Source organism: Mycobacterium paraffinicum (assembly GCF_025822865.1).
Lineage (GTDB): Bacteria > Actinomycetota > Actinomycetes > Mycobacteriales > Mycobacteriaceae > Mycobacterium > Mycobacterium paraffinicum.
This window is the reverse complement of sequence record NZ_JACKUR010000013.1, coordinates 1-16,692: the sequence shown is the minus strand read 5'-3', so window position 1 is coordinate 16,692 and position 16,692 is coordinate 1. Positions and strand designations below refer to the sequence as shown.

Genomic DNA, 16,692 nt, shown 5'->3' with positions numbered 1-16,692 from the left:
CAATCAGTGAGAATCGCCGTCACCGGCGCCGGCGGCACGCTTGGCCGGGGCCTGACCTCCCGCTTGCTCAGCCAGGGCCACGACGTCATCGGATTCGCACGTCATCGACCCGAAAGCTGGGCCAGTGCGGCCGAATTCGTCGCGGCCGACATCCGGGACACCGATGCGGTCACCCGCGCGATCGCCGGCGCGGATGTCGTCGCCCACTGCGCGTGGGCGAACCGCCCGGGCGCCGACGCCCGGATCAGCCACCAGGTCAACGTCGAAGGCACCCGCAACGTTCTGCAGGCGATGGCCGAAACCGGATCCAGGAGGATCGTTTTCGCATCCTCGCCACATGTTTACGGCGGGGGAGACGCGCCCAAGACCGAGCACGACGCGAGAACGCCGGTCAGCGCAGACGGCCAGTACAAGGCCCGGGTCGAGCAGATGCTCGAGGGGTCGGGACTGGAATGGGTCGCGGTCCGCTCCGCGCTGATTGTCGGCCGAAACGTCGACAACTGGGTGCGGCGGCTGCTGGCGTTGCCGGTATTCCCCGACGGTTCCGCCGACCGGCTCATGCAGGTCGTCCATCTCGACGACGCTCTCAGGCTATTCAACCGGGCGATCGTGGACACCGGAATCGGCAGTGGCCCGGTCAATCTCGCGGCCTCGGGCGAGCTGACCTTGCGGCGCCTCGCCGCGGCGCTTGGACGCCCGGTCGTGCGGATGGGCTTTGAAGTGGCCGAGCTGCAACTGGTGCACGGCGCGGCGTTCATGGATACCGCGCGGTTACGTGAGCAGTGGGGCTTCCGGCCGGCGTGGAACTCCGGTGAATGCGTCGAAGATCTGGCGCTCGCGGTGCGCGGCCGGGTGACCGTGGGCAAGCGCGTGGTGTCGCTGCCCTGGCGGATGGCCCACATCGGCGATCTCCCTTCCGTTGACGCGCCGACGGAGGACGGGGTGAAACCCAATTGGGCTGGCCCAGCAGGAGATAACGGGGAGTTCGATACCCCCATCGACCCGCGTTTTCCGACCTTCCTGGCCACCAATTTGTCGGAGGCACTGCCGGGCCCGTTCTCGCCGGCGTCAGCATCGGTGACCGTGCGCGGGCTGCGCGCCGGCGGTGTGGCCATCGCCGAGCGGCTGCGGCCCGGCGGGATCGTCCAGCGTGAAATCGCCACCCGGACGGTCGCCGTCTTCGCCCACCGGCTCTACGGTGCCATCACCTCGGCGCATTACATGGCCGAAACCGTCCCGTTTGCCAAGCCCGCGATGATCGTCAGCAACAGCGGATTCTTCGGCCCCAGCATGGCATCGCTGCCGATCTTCGGCGCGGAGCGCCCACGCTCCGAAACAAGCCGCATCCGAAGGCAACTGCGGACCGTTCGTAACATCGGGGTATTCGGCGTCAACCTCATCGGACTGTCCGCCGGCTCGTCGAAGGACACCCACGAGTTCGTCGCCGATGTCGATCACCTGGAGCGCCTGACCGACGACGTCACCCGGCTGGACGATCGCCGGCTGCTCAGCCTGATCTCGTTGGCGCGCGACGACGTGGTGCACGGCTGGGTGCTGGCATCCGCGTCCTTCATGCTGTGCGCGGCGTTCAACGTCCTGCTGCGCGGCCTGTGTGGGCGCGACACCGCCGCGCCGGCGGGACCGGAACTGGTCAGTGCGCGATCGGTGGAGGCAATGCAGCGGTTGGTGGTTGCCGCACAGCGCGATCCGAAAGTGACGGCGCTGCTGGCCGAACCGGGCGAGCGGCTGGGCAAGCTGGCCGTCGAGGCGCCGGAGTTTCACGCCGCCGTACTGGCCGAGCTGGCGCTGATCGGGCACCGTGGCCCCGCCGAACTCGAGATGCTGTCGATCAGCTACGCCGATGACCCCGAGTTGCTGGTCCGGATGGTGACCAGAGCGATGGGCGTCGCGCCGCCGCCCCAGCCCCAACGGGCCCGGATTCCACTGCACGCCAAGCCGATCGCACAGCTGGCGGCACGCCAGCTCCGCGACCGCGAGGTCCGCCGCGACAAGGTGGTGCGGGCCAACTGGGTGTTACGCAACCTCATGCGCGAGTACGGGCGCAGGTTGGTCGAGGCCGGAACGTTCGATACCGCCGACGATGTGTTCTATCTGCTCGTCGACGAGCTCGATGCGCTGCCGCCGGATGTCGGCGAGCTGGTGGCCCGGCGCCGCGCCGAACAACGCCGGCTGGCCGCCGTGGTTCCGCCGACCGTGTTCAGCGGGAGCTGGCAACCAACCACAACGACGTCGGCGGTTCTCACCAGCGGTGAGACGCTGCGCGGTGTCGGCGTGTGCGGGGGGAAGGTGCGCGGCCGGGTGCGTATTGTGCGGCCGGAAACGATCGACGACCTACAGCCCGGCGAAATTCTTGTCGCGGAGGTGACCGACGTCGGGTACACCGCGGCGTTCTGCTATGCCGCCGCTGTGGTGACCGAACTGGGCGGTCCGATGTCACACGCCGCCGTGGTGGCCCGCGAATTCGGGTTCCCCTGTGTGGTGGACGTGCAGGGAGCCACCAAGTCGTTGCCGCCCGGCGCCCTCGTCGAGGTCGACGGGGCGACCGGGGAAATCGAAGTGCTTGAATCAGCCCCCGGCAATTATTAGTCGGCTACGGCATCGAATTCGATGTCGAGATCAAGCGGACCGCTCAGCCCCAGCATCGGTTTCCAGCGTGACGTGGCGAGGCGGCGCGGGTTCGGTATGCGCCGGGCGAGGATTTTGAGGGCCCCGGCAAGCTCCGCTCGGGCGAGGTTTGCGCCAAGGCAATAGTGGGCGCCGCCCCCGAAGGTCAAAATCGGTGGCGGGTCGTCCCGGGAGATGTCGAATCGGTCCGGGTGAGGATAGATCTCTGGATCGCAGTTGGCCGCAAAGGTATTCACCGATATGAAGGTGCCGGCCGGAAAGGTGTAATCGGCAAAGGTGACATCCTCGAGGACCATGCGAAGAGTGGCACATACCGCCGGCGAATGGCGCATGCATTCTTCGACGGCCCGCATCGCGAGGTCGGGATGGTCGCGGAGCAAGGCCAGCTGATCGGGATGATCGCACAGCACATGCATGGACGCGGCCAGTTGATTGCGGGTGGTGTCGGTGCCGGCGCTCAGAATGCTGAATGCCAGCATGCGCATTTCAGCGTTGCTGAGTCGGTCGCCGCCATCCTGGGCGCGAATCAATTCCGAGATCAGGTCGTCGGTCAGCCGGCTGCGCCTTTCGGCGATCATGTCGTCGATGTAGGCGTCGAACTCGTCCCACGCCCGCATGACGACGTCCTGTTCCTCGACCAGGTTGGAGTCGAGCCTCACGATCTTGAAGATGTCCTCGGCCCACCGTGAAAAATGCTCCCAGTCCTCCGGCGGTGCGCCCAGCAGCGCGCAGATGATCGGGATCGGGTAGGGGCGGGCAATGTCGGTGACGAAATCACACCGGCCGACTCCGCCAGCTGGAGCGACCTGGTCGATCAACCCGTTGATCACCGCGTCGATGGTGCCTTCCATGCGCGCCGAGGCCCGCGGGGTGAACGCCTTGGACACGAGGCTGCGCAAGCGTCGATGTTCGTCGCCTTCCATGCCGAGGATGGTGCCGAGCACCCTGTCGTAGAGCGGGCCGGACGTTATCCCGCGAGCCGTCATGTGCAGCCCGGGCGGGAACACGAACCGGGGGTCGCGAAGCATTGCGCGGGCGAGCTCGTAGCCGAGCACCTCGGGACCTAACGGCCCAATGGCCATCGGCGACTGCTTTCGCACCTCGTGGATGCGCGGGGCGACGTCGTGCACAGTTTCGGTGATGTCGTAGTGCAACGTCGGGAGCCCGGCGTCGAAGACGCTGGGCGCTGCGATGTCGACGGTCATGATGCTGTCCCCGATCACGGAATATTGGTTGCCAGGAACGTCAGCGGCAGGCCCAGGATCGACACGTCGTTTTCGTCGAGGTAGGAGCCCTCGCCCTCGAAGTGCTGCCGGAATCGCGCTGTCGCACCGTAGCGCTCGGCCACAGCGTCGGCAGCGGAGGCATCCGGCACCCCGATGACCACGGTGTACACGCCGTCGCCGTGACGTTGCAGGAACTCGGTCACCGCGCCGGCCACCTGCCCGGTCGACCCGGGTATCGGGCTGATCAGCTCGATACCTCGACCCCAGTCGAGGTGGATGTCCAAGCCGAGCTCGGTCAGCTGAAGGGGCTCGAAGGCGAATCCCAGATCGCTGAACATTTGCGCCACTACGGCGTGCCGTTCCGGCGCAACGGCGAAGACGACGTGATGCAGCGACGGTTCCTGCTTTGCAGTCATGGAAGGCCCGGCTTTCTCTTCAACTGGTTTTCAAGACTCCGCGCGGGAGGAGCAGGGGCAGGTCGTTGTAGGTGGCGATGCCCGGTGGAGCGCCGACGACGGCGGGTATCGCGGTGATCGCCGGCATGGCGGTGATGGTGAGGCCCAACATGATGTAGTCGTCCAACGTCTCACCCTGAAAGTCCGGCGGCGGAAGGAAGCTCAGCGTCGTCTTGATCGTCGGTTGGCCTTGCACCTCGATGGTGTAGCCCATGTCCAGTGGCCAATCCGGTTCCAGGGTTTGACCCTTGCGCCATCGTCCGCGGATCTCAATGATCTCGCGGCCGGCGAACATTCCTTTCCACCGGACGTCTACACCGGCGACACATCCTTTTGGAATCGTCCAGCCGCCGGGTAGCTCGAGGTCCTCGGTGGTCTCGGCATACGCGACCTCGCAACGCACTCCGTCGAGCTCCACACCGAGAGCGTCGGCGATCAGCAGCACAGCGTCCCGGAAGACACCGGACCCCTTCTCGGTGATGGCCGGCAGATCTGCCTGGTCGATGGGATAGCCGAAGCCCATCGGTATTTCGGTCTCGGGGGAGTTGTAGATGGTGGTGTCAGCGGATTCCAGCATGGACACCTTGTCCACTCGGTCCGAGAGGCCCGCCGACACGATGGCGAACAGTTGGATGAAACCGGGGTTGATGCCGCTGCCGAAAATTGTCGACCCGCCTTGCCTGCAGGCCTCGGCGATGCGATCGCGTCCCGTGCCGAGGAAGTGGCCGGTGACGAACCCCGCCGTACCCACCACATTGATGCCCGCTTCGAGGATGCGGACCAGCTCGTCGACATCGGCGAACATCGGGTTGTAGACCACACAGTCGGGCTTGAGCGCGAGCAGCGCGTCAATGTCGTTGGTGGCCTTCACATCGAGCGGTTCGATCCCGCACAGCTCGCCGACATCGCGGCCGACCTTCTCCGGCGACCAGGCGTAACACCCGACGAGCTCCAGCGTGGGGTTTGTGGCGATCGCCCGCACCGAACTCTTGCCGACGTTGCCCGTCGTCCACTGAACGACCCGATAGCTCACGGGTGCGGCGCCGCGTGCTGTTGGGCGGCCTGGCGAGCGAGCCGGTCGTTGTGGATCTTGACGAGTTCGCGGAACCCGAGCCTGTGGTATTTCGGTATCGGCTGGATGCCCCACACGTCCTGCGCGGTGGCCTTGCCCTCGGCGCCCTCCGGCGGCCCGAAGGGCGGGTACGGATACTTGCACTCCAGGGTGTCGTTGGAGTACCGAATCTTGAGCAACTCGCTGCAGATTTGGGTGAGGCTAAGCGTGGGGTAGCCGTAGTAGACGGCCATGAAGGGCAACGTGAACGCGCCTTCGAGCACCAGTGCCACCAGGCATACCAAGACGGCCCGCTTGATCCATTTGTGCATGCGTGCGTAATACGGTGTGGTCCCGGGCTCGAGATCCGCAGTGGGACTGTGTTCTTCGGTGGGCGACGGTGCGGTCATGGCACTGCTCCTTAAGGCCTAGTCGGCGAAGATTTCGCGGTTGACGGTGTGCAGGTAGGGGATGGCGAGGAACGGGGTGATGTAGAAGATGTCGTAGAGCCACCAGCCGATGACCGGGAATACGACGCCGGCGTAGCGCACGTCGGCGAACATGGTCATGTTGAACACGTAGGCGGACCAGATCACCACGCCCATCCAGCAGGTGACGACCATCCACTGATGGCCCCACCGCTTCATCTGTAGAAACCCGATCGCCGCGGCCACCCGCATGGAGAACACCGTGAGGATCAGCCCTGCCACATAGGCTTTTTCTCCCGGTCCCGCCGCACCGCCGATCCAGAGCTCGTTGTAGTGCCAGAAGTACCCGGCATCGAACATGTTGCCCCACCCAACCATCAGCACCCGGTTGATCAAGGTGTGGTTGGCGACCAGGTCCAGCGCCCAGCCCAGACTGTTGAGCATTCCGTCGATCAGGACCAGATAACCGATCAGCGTCACGATCATGGGCCGCACCGACAGGCCGGCGCGCAGCGCTTGGCGCTGCAGCCACACCCCACGCATGAAGATGGGAAACCCGATCAGTCCGGGAGCCCACATGCCCATCAAGGCGGCGCCGACGATCATCCACTTGTCGGCGCGGCGCTGTGCCTGGCGGGACTCGTCGTGGTGATCCTCGAAGCCGACGGAGCTCGCTGGCTGTGCGGCAACAGGGTTCACAGATCCCACCACCCGCGGGCGAACGACATGTACAGCTGGATGCCGAACATCACCAGCAGGTAGCCGTAGATGAAGATTTGGAAGACGATGAGCGCCCTCTTGCGCTTCTGTTCCTGTTGGTCCATGCCGGGCTCCTTTCTTAGGGGGTTGCGCTCGGGGCGTCGGTGGCGGCCAGGCTGGCTGCCGCGACTTCACGTAGTCCGTCGGTGACTGCGCCGTCGGTACTCAGTGGCGCGAGTATGCACGCATCGGCCGCATCCAACTCGGTTGCGCCGGCGGCGATCAAGTGCGCGGCCGTGACCAACACCCTGGTCGACGGCGGCTCGAAGTGAAAGGCTTCGTCGGCCGTGCGGATGGCAACAGCGCATTCGACCAACCGCCGCGCCGTCGTGAGGGGAATACCGGCCTCGGCGACAATCACTTCGGCTTCGCGCTCGGGGGGCAGATACCTCATCGTGAGTGTGACAAACCGCTGGCGGAACGACGGTTTGAGCTCCTTGAGCGAGCTGCGATATGCCGGGTTGTAGGAACACACCAGCATGAAAGTGTCCGGTGCCGTCACGACTTCGCCGGCGCGGTCGAGGTACAGCGCACGCCGGTGATCGGTGAGCGAATGCAGGATGGCCAACGAGTCGTGGCGAGCTTCGACGACCTCGTCGAGATAACAGATCGCGCCGGCTTTCACGGCCCGGGTCAGCGGGCCATCGGTCCACACCACGTCGCCACCGGTCACCATGAAGCGGCCGACGAGGTCGGAGCTGGTGAGGTCGTCGTGGCAACTGATGGTGACGACCGGTCGTTGCAGCAGCAGGCCCATGTGCTCGACGAAACGTGTCTTGCCGCATCCGGTCGGGCCGGTCAGCATCACGGGCATGTGCTGGCGGAAGGCCTGCTCGAACAGCTGAACTTCGTTGCCGTTGGCGAAATAGAGATCGGTGGCAGCGTTCATGCGGCGACCAGTTCACGATGGACATGGGCCAACACCCTGGGGAGCTCCTCTACACGTCGGATTCGTTGCGACCGTCGGGGACCGAACACCTCGGGCAGGGGATCAACCCGGGTCGGTCCGACCCCGAGGTAGTACGTCGACACCCCGGCATCGTTGGCCTCCTCGACGGCGTGCGCGGCATCCGCCCAGGCGTACCGGCCTTCATAGCCTTCATCGGAGATCAGGCCGTCGCCGATGACGATCAGCAGCCGGCGCTCGGAGGCCTGCGCCAGGAGTCGGCTCGTCAAATGGCGCAGCGGTGCGCCGAGCCTGGTGTATCCGCGGGTGGACAGGCCAAGCCCGCTTGGAGCCACGAGCCGGCGGTCTTCGAAGTCCTTGAGGCAATGGACCTCGACCCGATGGCGGGTATTGCCGGTGAATACAAAGACGCCGTGCCGCTCGCGCGCCAGTGTCATGGCGCGCGAAAGCGCGTCGGCACAGGCCAATTCCAGTCGGAAGATTTGTCCGCCGTGCACCCCGAGCGAGGAACTGCCGTCGAGCAGCACGGCGGTGGTGACGTCGCGGCTGCTAGGCAGCAACTCGCGGAATATCTTCGGTTCCTTGGCTTCGCCGGTGGTCAGGTCGATGTAGTGGTTGACGTATTGGTCGACGTCGAGGTCGGAGCCGTCTTCGAGTCGATTTGTCATTGCACGATGGGTGTGTTCTTCGAACCACTTCCGTACGTCGACGGCTACCGGCACAGGACGGCGACCGCGCCGGGCGTCTGCACGCTCGATCACGGCGACGTGATCGCGCATGAATCGCTGTGTCCACATGTTCCATTCGGGGTAGGGAATCCCGGGCCGGTGTTGGGGAGTGACGTCGAAATCGTTGTCGTGGGGCCTGCTCGGCGGCGGCAGGTTGGGATTGCGGACGCCGCCGTCGCCGCCGACGGGAACCGAGTACGGCCGCGGAAGGCGCTTTTGCGTTGTCGTCCATGGCATCCTGCCGAAGCTGCGACGCAACCGGTCGGTCACACCCTGCGGCATCGTGTAAGCCAGCGGCAGATTGCCCAGCAGTGGATGAACCGTCAACGCCTGCTCTGTGGCCGCCAACGCAATTGCCCGGTTGAGCATGCGTTCCGCGGACATATCGCCGGTTTCGGGATCGATCTCCGGCAGCAGCCGCTGCAGCTCGGGCAGCAGGCCCGGCCATCGCGATGCTATCCAGCCAAGCGCGACGCCGGCTTCGACAATCGTGAGCGCACACAGCTCGCGAGCGGACAACTCATTCAGACGATATTCGGTGATCCGTTCTTTCGAGGGCGAACATTGAAGGGCCACTCCGCATGTCAGTGTTCTGTGTGTCCAGCCGGGGTTCGACAGGCCGGTCGCGGGGTAGGGGACATGAACGAACGTGAGCGCGGCATTCAGACCGAAGCAACGCCGATCACCGGTGACGAGCCGGACGCCCTCGCGACGTTGATCACTGAGTGCGACCGCCGTCACGGAGCAGCTCCGTTCCAGGGCCATCGCCTGGGAATCTTCAGCCATTAGGGGGAATCCCATGCGTTCCGGCGGCCCGGTCCACCGTTCAGAACGTACCGATGTTGGAGAACAGCCAATACCAGAACCAGATGATCAGGCCGGTGCCGCCCCACGCGGCGACGTAGCGAAGGATTTCCCACACATAACCCACGATTTGACCTCCTCGGTGACGTAGTCATGCGATGCGTGCTGAGATCTCGAAAACTATCTCGGTACACCGACATTCCCCGGCGATCGGCTTGTCGACTGGATTCCACGTCGCGCATTTCAGTCGGAGAAGAGTTCGCGGTTGACGGTGTGCAAATAGGGGATCGCCAGGAATGGGGTGATGTAGAAGATGTCGTAGAGCCACCAGCCGACGACCGGCAGTACGACGCCGGCGAAGCGCACGTCGGCGAACATGGTCATGTTGAAGACATAGGTAATCCAAATCACCACGCCCATCCAGCAGGTGACGACCATCCACTGATGGCCCCAGCGCTTCATCTGCAGGAAGCCGATCGCCGCCGCGATTCGCATGGTGAAGACCGTCAGGATGAGACCGACCTCCATGGCTTTTTCGCCAGGACCGGCCGCGCCGCCGACCCAAAGCTCGTTGTAGTGCCAGAAATAACCGGCGTCGAACATGTTGCCCCACCCGTTCAGCAGCACACGGGCCAGCAGAGTATGGCTTGCCACCAGGTCGAGCGCCCATCCGACAGTGTTGATCGCGGCGTCGATGATGACCAGGTAGCCGAGCAACGTGACCAGCATCGGACGGACGGAAAGCCCATCCCGTTGGGCTCTGCGCAGTGACCGCACTCCCCATCCGAACAGCGGCAGGCCGAAGACGCCCAGGGCGGCGGTGCCGATCAGGAGACTGCCGGAGATAAGCCACTTGTCGGCCTGACGCTGTGCGTGTTGCGACCGCTCCATGTGTTCGTCGATTGTCAGCCCCGGTGAGGCGGCGCCACTTGACCCGGCTGCCGTGCCAGTGCCGGCATCACGCTGTCGCAGCTTGGGCAGATTCACGAACCCTCCATCCGATTGCATCGGCTTCCGCACTATAACAGGCTGACTGCAGTCAGCATAAGGTCGCAACCCCGTCACTTGGAGGTTGAAGTTGATCGCTTGGCTCCGGCTGCTGCGCAGTGCTATTACCGGGTTGAGCGGCTAGATCCGGGTGACCCGCTGCCGCCAAAGCTGCAGTTCCGGCGGGCTGTTACTGACAAGAGTCAGCTCTGAATCGTTGACATACCATTTACGGCGCGCCTACGCTCAGCGAGCACTCAGCCGTTCCGGCCCCGCAAAAGGAGTAGCGATGACACCCGAGTCGCCGGCGGAGAAGAAGTATCGCGTAATCCAGTGGGGCGTAGGCAATGTCGGGACGATAGCGCTCCGTCATTTTGTCCACAACCCCGCCTACGAACTGGTCGGAGTGCTGTGCAATCGTCCGGAGAAGGTGGGTAAGGACGCCGGCGAACTCTGCGGTAAAGCGCTGACCGGTGTGCGCGCGACCAACGACAAGGCTGTCATCGAGGCACTCGATGCCGATTGCGTGTTCTATGCGCCCTTATGGTCTGACCCAGATGAGGTGTGCCGGTTACTGCGCGGCGGCAAGAACGTCGTCGCGTCGGGTGGCGCGTGGTGGTATCGAACCGAGCACAGCCGGGCCGACATCGACAAGATCGACGCCGCCTGCCACGAGGGCGGCACGTCGTTTCATGCCGGTGGTGTCAATCCGGGTTTCGCCGGCGACCTGCTCGTCCTGACGCTGGCGCGGATCGTCAGTCAGATCGACACTATTCACATCTACGAGGTGGTGAATTTCGGGCGGGACACGCTGAAGTACTTGTTCGAGATGGGCATGGGGAGCGATCCGGCCGAGTTTGAGGATGGCCCGAACCTGCTGGGGCAAGCATGGCCATTGTTCGCGCAGTCGATGGCAATGGTCGTGGAGGGAATGGGCAAAACAGTCGAGAAATACACGACCGAGGTGGAGTTGGGGTCTGCCACGCGTGACATCACTTTCGAAGGGGGTGAGACCAGCGACATGCCGGGCTTCAAGGGCGTGATCAAGAAGGGCACCGTCGCTCGCCAGCATCACAAGTGGACGGCGTGGGTGGAGGGGAAGCCTCTCGTCGTTTTTCATGAGATATACACGATGGGCACCTTCGATGCCATTGAGCCGAAAGAGGATTGGCCTCAGCATTACCACTACCGCATAGTGATCGAGGGCGATTCATCCACCGAGCTGATCTTGCAGGGGGCGCAGGACCCGAATGGCGGCTACGCCCTGCCCGGCTATACCTGGACCGCGATGGGGCCCGCGAACGCGATTCCCGCGGTTTGCGACGCTCCGCCGGGGTTCATGTCCCACAAGGAACTCGGGCTCATGCCGCTGCGTGGCGTCATACGGCCTTAGTGCCGCAGCGCGTCAAGGCTGCAGGCTGCGCAATGTCCTCGCGACGTAGTCTTCCAGCAGGGCGTGGCCGGTCGGCCAGTGGTTGGTCGTAATCAACAGGGCGTAGAGGCCCAGCAGAAAGAACACCGCACTGTTCATGGGATTGACGTCCGGATCGGTCTCACCGCGTTCCTGATCCTGCGCGATCTCCTGGGCGACCAATACGATCAATGGGTGATCCCGGCCGTCTTCGGTCTGCGGGCGGGTTTGGGAGAAATGCAGTGCGAGAAAGTCATTGAAGAGCAGATCGCCCAACCGACGTTCCAAGCCGACCACCAAGCGGACCGCCTCGTTCAACGAAGAAACAAGATCGTGCTTGGACTTCAAGAATTGGGCGAACTGCTTGGCTATCCGGTCCTCTTCGCGACGCTCCAGCTCCAGCAGCACGTGCTCTTTGGTGGGGAAGTGGAAGAAGAAGGTGCCGTGGGCAACCCCTGCCGCGGCCACGATGGCACCGACGTCGGCCTCGGCCATACCGGCGCGGGCGAACTCGGCGATCGCGGCGCCCATCAATCGCTCCCTCGTCTGCAGGCGCTTCGCTTCGCGTGCCGACACCCGGTCCGTCACAGCCATCTCGTTCCTTACAGTTGACCCGACTCCGGCAAAAGTTCCAAGGATATCTAGCCATTATGCCGTGTTACCGCGAAAAAGGCTTGCATAACTCGACTATTGTCGGATCACGCCGACCGCCAGGGATCCCGATCGCACAATATCGTTGACTTTAGTCAGCAATATTCCCTAGATTGAACTGCGCACTTACCACGCATGGTCAAAGGAGCCCCGGCATGGCATTGGAGCAGTTCCGCCTCGATGGACAGGTCGCAATCGTCACTGGCGCCGGGAAGGGCGTCGGCGCGGGCATAGCGCGGGTCTTGGCGGAGGCGGGCGCCACGGTCGTCGGGACCGCACGCACCGAGGCGGACATCGTCGGCACGATTCGAGGCATCGAGGCCGCGGGCGGCAAGGGGCTGGCGCTCGTGGCCGACGCGATGAGTCGTCCCGACGGGGAGCGGGTCGTGAACGCCGCGATGGAGCGGTTCGGCCGCATCGACATTCTGGTCAACAATGTCGGTGGGTCGACCTACGCGCGGTTCTTGGACATCACCGACGAGGACTTCCGGCACACGTTCGACTGGTGCGTGACGTCGGCCTTCATCATGAGTCAGCTCGCTGCCCCGCACATGCTCAGCGCCGGACACGGTTCCATCATCAACATATCGTCGGGCTCCGCCCGGTTCGGCATCCGGGCACTGACCGCATATTGCGTCGCGAAGGGCGGCCTCGAAGCGCTAACCCGCGCCATGGCACAGGAACTCGCCCCAAAGATTCGCGTCAATGCCATCGCCCTGGGGTCGTTCGCCACCGACGGCCTGAAGGGCAGCCTGGATCTGATGCCCGGGTCGCTGGAGAAGATGCAGGAGGCCACGCCGCTGCACCGGCTGGGCGACGTCGAGGACCTGGGGCGGCTCGCGGTATATCTCTGCACCCGCGATTGTTACGCAACCAACGCGACCTTCCACGTCGACGGCGGCATCGACTCCAACAATTCGCCGCTGCCGATACCCGACTACTGACCCGCGCCGCGATTGAACGCGCCATGATGGTGCATCACCCGCCGCTGAAGGACGAAGGTAACCGTGCGCAGAGTCATCCAATTCTCCACCGGAAACGTGGGCCGGCACTCGTTGCGCGCCATCATCGGCAGACCGGATCTCGAACTGGTCGGTGTGCACGCCGCCAGCGCCGAGAAGATCGGTCAGGATGCGGCGCAGTTGTGCGGACTGGACGAACCGACCGGGATCATCGCCACCGACGACATCGACGCGCTGGTGGACCTGGGCGCCGACTGCGTGGTTTACACGTCGCAGGGCGAAACTCGGCCGATGGAAGCCATCGAACAGATGGCCAAGTTCCTCGCGGCGGGCACCAATGTCGTCGGCACGTCGATGGTCTGGCTGGTCACACCGCGCCACGCCGACGATTGGCTGCGGGAGCCTCTGGAGCGTGCTTGTGCGGCCGGCGACACCTCGCTCTACGTCAACGGCATCGACCCCGGTTTCTCCGGCGATACGCTGGTGCACTCGGCGGCCAGCCTGACCACCCGCATCTCGTCGATCACCGTGCAGGAGATCTTCGATTACGGAAACTACGACGACGCCGAGTTCACTGGTGTTGCAATGGGATTCGGGTCGACGCCGGACGACGACTCGCCGATGATGTTTCTGCCCGGGGTGATCGTGTCGATGTGGGGCGGTCAGGTCCGCAGCCTGGCGGACAATCTCGACCTCAAACTGGACGACGTGCGCCAGCGCGTCGAACCCTGGTACACGCCGGAACGAATCGAATGCACGATGATGACGGTGGAGCCCGGGCAAATGGCCGCGGTGCGCTTTGCGACCGAGGGCGTACGTGACGGCGAGCCGGTGATCACTCTCGAGCACGTCACTCGGCTCACTCAGGCCGCGGCGCCCGACTGGCAATACCCACCCGAGGGGCATACCGGCGTACACCGCGTCGTCGTGGAGGGTGAGCCGCGGGTGGAAATTAACACCCACGTGTCCCATCCGGTACTGGATTCCACTGACGCCGGCTGTATTTCGACGGCGGGGCGGGCCGTCAATGCGATCGACTGGGTGTGCCGCGCACCCCAAGGACTGCTCGGGGTCGAGGACATCCCGCTGTCGGCGACGATGCGTGGCCTGATGTGGAAGGGGCGGTAGCCGGGTGACAGCACATCCGGGGCGTGTTGCCGGTAAACGCATTCTGATCACCGGCGCCGCCCGCGGGATGGGCCGCGGCCACGCGCTGCGGCTTGCCGAGGAGGGTGCCGACCTCATCCTGGTCGACATCTGCCAATCCCTGCCCCAGGTCGAGTATCCGCTGGCAACAGAGGACGACCTGGCCGAAACAGTGCGCCTGGTCCGGGATTTCGGCCGCGGCTGTACGAGCTACGTCGTCGATGTTCGCGACGAGGCGCGGTTGCGCGCGGCCGTCGATGACGGGGTCAGCGAGCTTGGCGGTCTCGACGGCGCTGTGGCAAACGCCGGTGTGCTGACGGTGGCGTCCTGGGACAAGACGACCGCCGATCAGTGGCGCACGGTGGTCGATGTCAATCTGATCGGGGTGTGGAACACCTGCGCGGCCGCGATACCGCACTTGCTCGACCAGGGCGGTGGCAGCCTGGTCAATGTCAGCTCTGCCGGTGCGGTCAAGGGGTTTCCGCTGCAGACGCCCTACACGGCGGCCAAGCACGGTGTGGTCGGCTTGACGCTGGCCTTGGCCAACGAACTGGCGGCACAGAACGTGCGCGTCAACACGGTGCTGCCGACCGGTGTCCCCACGGGGATGGTCCCGCCGTCGTTCGGGCCCCTCCTGGGTGAGCAACGGTCCGACCTGATTCCCATCTTCGTCAACGCGATGCCCACCCCGGCGGTGGAACCCGCCGACGTCAGCAACGCGGTGCTGTTCCTGCTATCCGATGAATCCCGATATGTGACGGGGCTCGAGTTCAAAGTCGATGCCGGCGTGACGATCAACTGAATCGCCTACAGTGGCCAGCTGTTCGGCCCGACCTCGTAACGTAGCGCCGCCGCCGGAGGCAGCGGCCGTCGTTCGCCCACCGCTATCGCGTCGACAACGAGGGCGACGTAACGTCGCCAGCCGTCGCTGTCCGCATCCATGGTCGACAGAACGCCGAAGAGCATCGCGACCAGGCGAGGCAGGTCATCGGTGACCAGGTCGGCGCGGATCTGACCGAGCCGCTGGCCTTCGTGGGCGAGGGCGCTCAGCGCCTCGTTGAGTGAGACCGAGATGTCGGACGAGAGCGACCCCGACCGGTGCGCGGCGGCCAGCAGGTTGTGCTCGCGAGCCCCCAGCGAAATCGCCGCTTCGATCAGCTGGGTGAGACCACGCAGCGGATCCTTGGCGAGGCGGGCGGTGTCGATCACCGGCGTGAGGTCCTCGGCGATGCTTTGATCCAGGGCGGCCCGGACCAGGTCGGCCTTCGCCGGGAACCTGCGGTAGAGGGTTCGCTCACCCACGCCCGCGCGGCGCGCGACCGCCTCCACGGGGGCGTCGGGCCCCAACTCCGCATACACCTCGCGCGCCGCCCGCAGGATGCGCTCGACGTTGCGTGCCGCGTCCGCCCGCAACGGCCGGTCCTCAATCGCGGTCATGGTGACGAGCCTAACTGACAGTTGACTGCCAACAATGGCGGCTTTACGCTCTACAACTGGCAGAGAACTGACACTTAATGGGAAACACGGCTTATGTCAACAGCTTCCAAAGCTTCCAACTCTTTCGGAACCGCCGACGCGTGCTCCGACGCCGATCTCCCGATGCTTCCGGTGCCGCGGCCCGAACGCTGCCCGCTAGCGGCCCCGCCCGAGTTCGCCCAGTGGCGCGAACGGGCCTTGACCCCGGATGGTGGACACGGGATTTGGATTAAGCAGCTTCTGGCAGCGTAGCGAATGTGTGGGTGTTTTCGTAGCTGGCCGGGCTGGAATAGCGGCAGCGGGAGTGCCTCCGTTAGGGCCTTGACCCCGGATGGTGGACACGGGATTTGGATTAAGCAGCTTCTGGCAGCGTAGCGAATGTGTGGGTGTTTTCGTAGCTGGCCGGGCTGGAATAGCGGCAGCGGGAGTGCCTCCGTTTCAGGTTGTAGCGGACCAGCCAGCGGAACACTTCGCGGCGGCAGGTAGCAGCGTCGGGCCACTGGCTGCGGTCCTGCAGGATCTCGCGTTTGAGGCAGGCGTTGAACGATTCGGCGAGCGCGTTATCGGCACTTGACCCCACCCCGCCCATAGACTGGACGACGCCCAGATCTGCGCAGAGTGTCGCGAAATCCTTTGAGGTGTACTGACTTCCGTGATCCGAATGGAACACAGCACCCGCCAGTGAACCACGCAGCGCCTCGGCGGCGATGAGGGCATCTTCGACGAGTTCAGTGCGCATGTGCTCAGCGATCGCCCACCCCGCCACTCGGCCGGAGAAGCAATCGATCACCGTCGCGAGATACAGATTCGACCCGGTCGCCAAGGGCAGATAGGTGATGTCTCCGACGTACTTTTCGTTGGGTGCCGCTGCGGTGAAATCCCGGTTGATCAAGTCCGGGACCTTCTGGTTGGCCGGATCCGGTGTGGTGGTCTTCACCCGGCGCCGGCGTCGGTAGCCGGCGATCTTGGCCGCCCGCATCACCCGTGCCACCCGTTTGTGGTTGACCCGCTCCTGCTCGGGCACGCCGTCGTTGAGTTCAGCGGTGATCCGCGGC

At 64.6% G+C, this 16,692-nt stretch carries 17 protein-coding genes; 5 read left to right on the top strand and 12 right to left on the bottom strand.

Features of this window, described 5'->3' with window-relative positions:
• Positions 1-6 precede the first annotated feature (6 nt).
• Positions 7-2,607, top strand: coding sequence for a sugar epimerase family protein (locus tag H7J89_RS02885; RefSeq protein WP_264036328.1), 2,601 nt, complete (start codon positions 7-9; stop codon positions 2,605-2,607).
• Here the strand turns inward: H7J89_RS02885 and H7J89_RS02880 are convergent.
• The 9 genes from H7J89_RS02880 to H7J89_RS02840 form a co-directional block, all read right to left on the bottom strand.
• Positions 2,604-3,851, bottom strand: coding sequence for a cytochrome P450 (locus H7J89_RS02880; RefSeq protein ID WP_264036326.1), 1,248 nt, complete (start codon positions 3,849-3,851; stop codon positions 2,604-2,606). The two genes, H7J89_RS02885 and H7J89_RS02880, sit on opposite strands and share 4 nt — an antisense overlap.
• A 14-nt stretch (positions 3,852-3,865) precedes the next feature.
• Positions 3,866-4,288, bottom strand: a complete 423-nt coding sequence (locus tag H7J89_RS02875; protein WP_264036324.1) for a VOC family protein — start codon at positions 4,286-4,288, stop codon at positions 3,866-3,868.
• A gap of 19 nt (positions 4,289-4,307) precedes the next feature.
• On the bottom strand, positions 4,308-5,360 hold the full coding sequence (locus H7J89_RS02870; protein ID WP_264036322.1) for an NAD(P)H-dependent amine dehydrogenase family protein: 1,053 nt from the start codon (positions 5,358-5,360) through the stop codon (positions 4,308-4,310).
• Complete coding sequence (locus H7J89_RS02865; protein ID WP_264036320.1) at positions 5,357-5,788, bottom strand: hypothetical protein; 432 nt, start codon at positions 5,786-5,788, stop codon at positions 5,357-5,359. Before H7J89_RS02865 ends, H7J89_RS02870 begins: the two co-directional genes overlap by 4 nt.
• A gap of 18 nt (positions 5,789-5,806) precedes the next feature.
• Complete coding sequence (locus H7J89_RS02860) at positions 5,807-6,505, bottom strand: hypothetical protein (RefSeq protein ID WP_372513702.1); 699 nt, start codon at positions 6,503-6,505, stop codon at positions 5,807-5,809.
• Positions 6,502-6,630 (bottom strand): hypothetical protein, encoded by a 129-nt coding sequence (locus tag H7J89_RS02855; RefSeq protein WP_046182590.1) that lies wholly within the window; start codon positions 6,628-6,630, stop codon positions 6,502-6,504. Before H7J89_RS02855 ends, H7J89_RS02860 begins: the two co-directional genes overlap by 4 nt.
• A gap of 14 nt (positions 6,631-6,644) precedes the next feature.
• Complete coding sequence (locus H7J89_RS02850) at positions 6,645-7,454, bottom strand: CbbQ/NirQ/NorQ/GpvN family protein (RefSeq protein ID WP_264036317.1); 810 nt, start codon at positions 7,452-7,454, stop codon at positions 6,645-6,647.
• Positions 7,451-8,986 (bottom strand): nitric oxide reductase activation protein NorD, encoded by a 1,536-nt coding sequence (locus tag H7J89_RS02845; protein WP_264036315.1) that lies wholly within the window; start codon positions 8,984-8,986, stop codon positions 7,451-7,453. The genes H7J89_RS02850 and H7J89_RS02845 overlap by 4 nt, the downstream gene beginning before the upstream one ends.
• Positions 8,987-9,247: 261 nt before the next feature.
• Positions 9,248-9,895 (bottom strand): hypothetical protein, encoded by a 648-nt coding sequence (locus tag H7J89_RS02840; protein ID WP_264036550.1) that lies wholly within the window; start codon positions 9,893-9,895, stop codon positions 9,248-9,250.
• Between the two features lie 385 nt (positions 9,896-10,280).
• Between H7J89_RS02840 and H7J89_RS02835 the strand changes: the two genes are divergently transcribed.
• Positions 10,281-11,384, top strand: a complete 1,104-nt coding sequence (locus tag H7J89_RS02835) for an NAD(P)H-dependent amine dehydrogenase family protein (RefSeq protein ID WP_264036313.1) — start codon at positions 10,281-10,283, stop codon at positions 11,382-11,384.
• A 12-nt stretch (positions 11,385-11,396) separates the two neighbouring features.
• Here the strand turns inward: H7J89_RS02835 and H7J89_RS02830 are convergent, their stop codons facing one another.
• A complete protein-coding gene (locus tag H7J89_RS02830) occupies positions 11,397-11,996 on the bottom strand; it encodes a TetR/AcrR family transcriptional regulator (protein WP_264036311.1) in 600 nt (199 codons plus the stop codon).
• Positions 11,997-12,208: 212 nt separating this feature from the next.
• Between H7J89_RS02830 and H7J89_RS02825 the strand changes: the two genes are divergently transcribed.
• The 3 genes from H7J89_RS02825 (at position 12,209) to H7J89_RS02815 (ending at position 14,963) form a co-directional block, all read left to right on the top strand.
• Entirely contained in the window at positions 12,209-12,997 is a 789-nt protein-coding gene (locus H7J89_RS02825; protein ID WP_066948915.1) for an SDR family NAD(P)-dependent oxidoreductase, read from the top strand.
• A gap of 63 nt (positions 12,998-13,060) precedes the next feature.
• Entirely contained in the window at positions 13,061-14,143 is a 1,083-nt protein-coding gene (locus H7J89_RS02820) for an NAD(P)H-dependent amine dehydrogenase family protein (RefSeq protein ID WP_264036306.1), read from the top strand.
• Between the two features lie 4 nt (positions 14,144-14,147).
• Complete coding sequence (locus H7J89_RS02815; protein ID WP_264036304.1) at positions 14,148-14,963, top strand: mycofactocin-coupled SDR family oxidoreductase; 816 nt, start codon at positions 14,148-14,150, stop codon at positions 14,961-14,963.
• Positions 14,964-14,968: 5 nt separating this feature from the next.
• Here H7J89_RS02815 and H7J89_RS02810 read toward each other — a convergent pair whose 3' ends face one another.
• Entirely contained in the window at positions 14,969-15,598 is a 630-nt protein-coding gene (locus H7J89_RS02810; protein WP_264036303.1) for a TetR/AcrR family transcriptional regulator, read from the bottom strand.
• Positions 15,599-15,989: 391 nt separating this feature from the next.
• Positions 15,990-16,692 (bottom strand): IS3 family transposase (locus H7J89_RS02805; protein ID WP_264036301.1); only part of this gene is annotated, 703 nt, incomplete at its 5' end.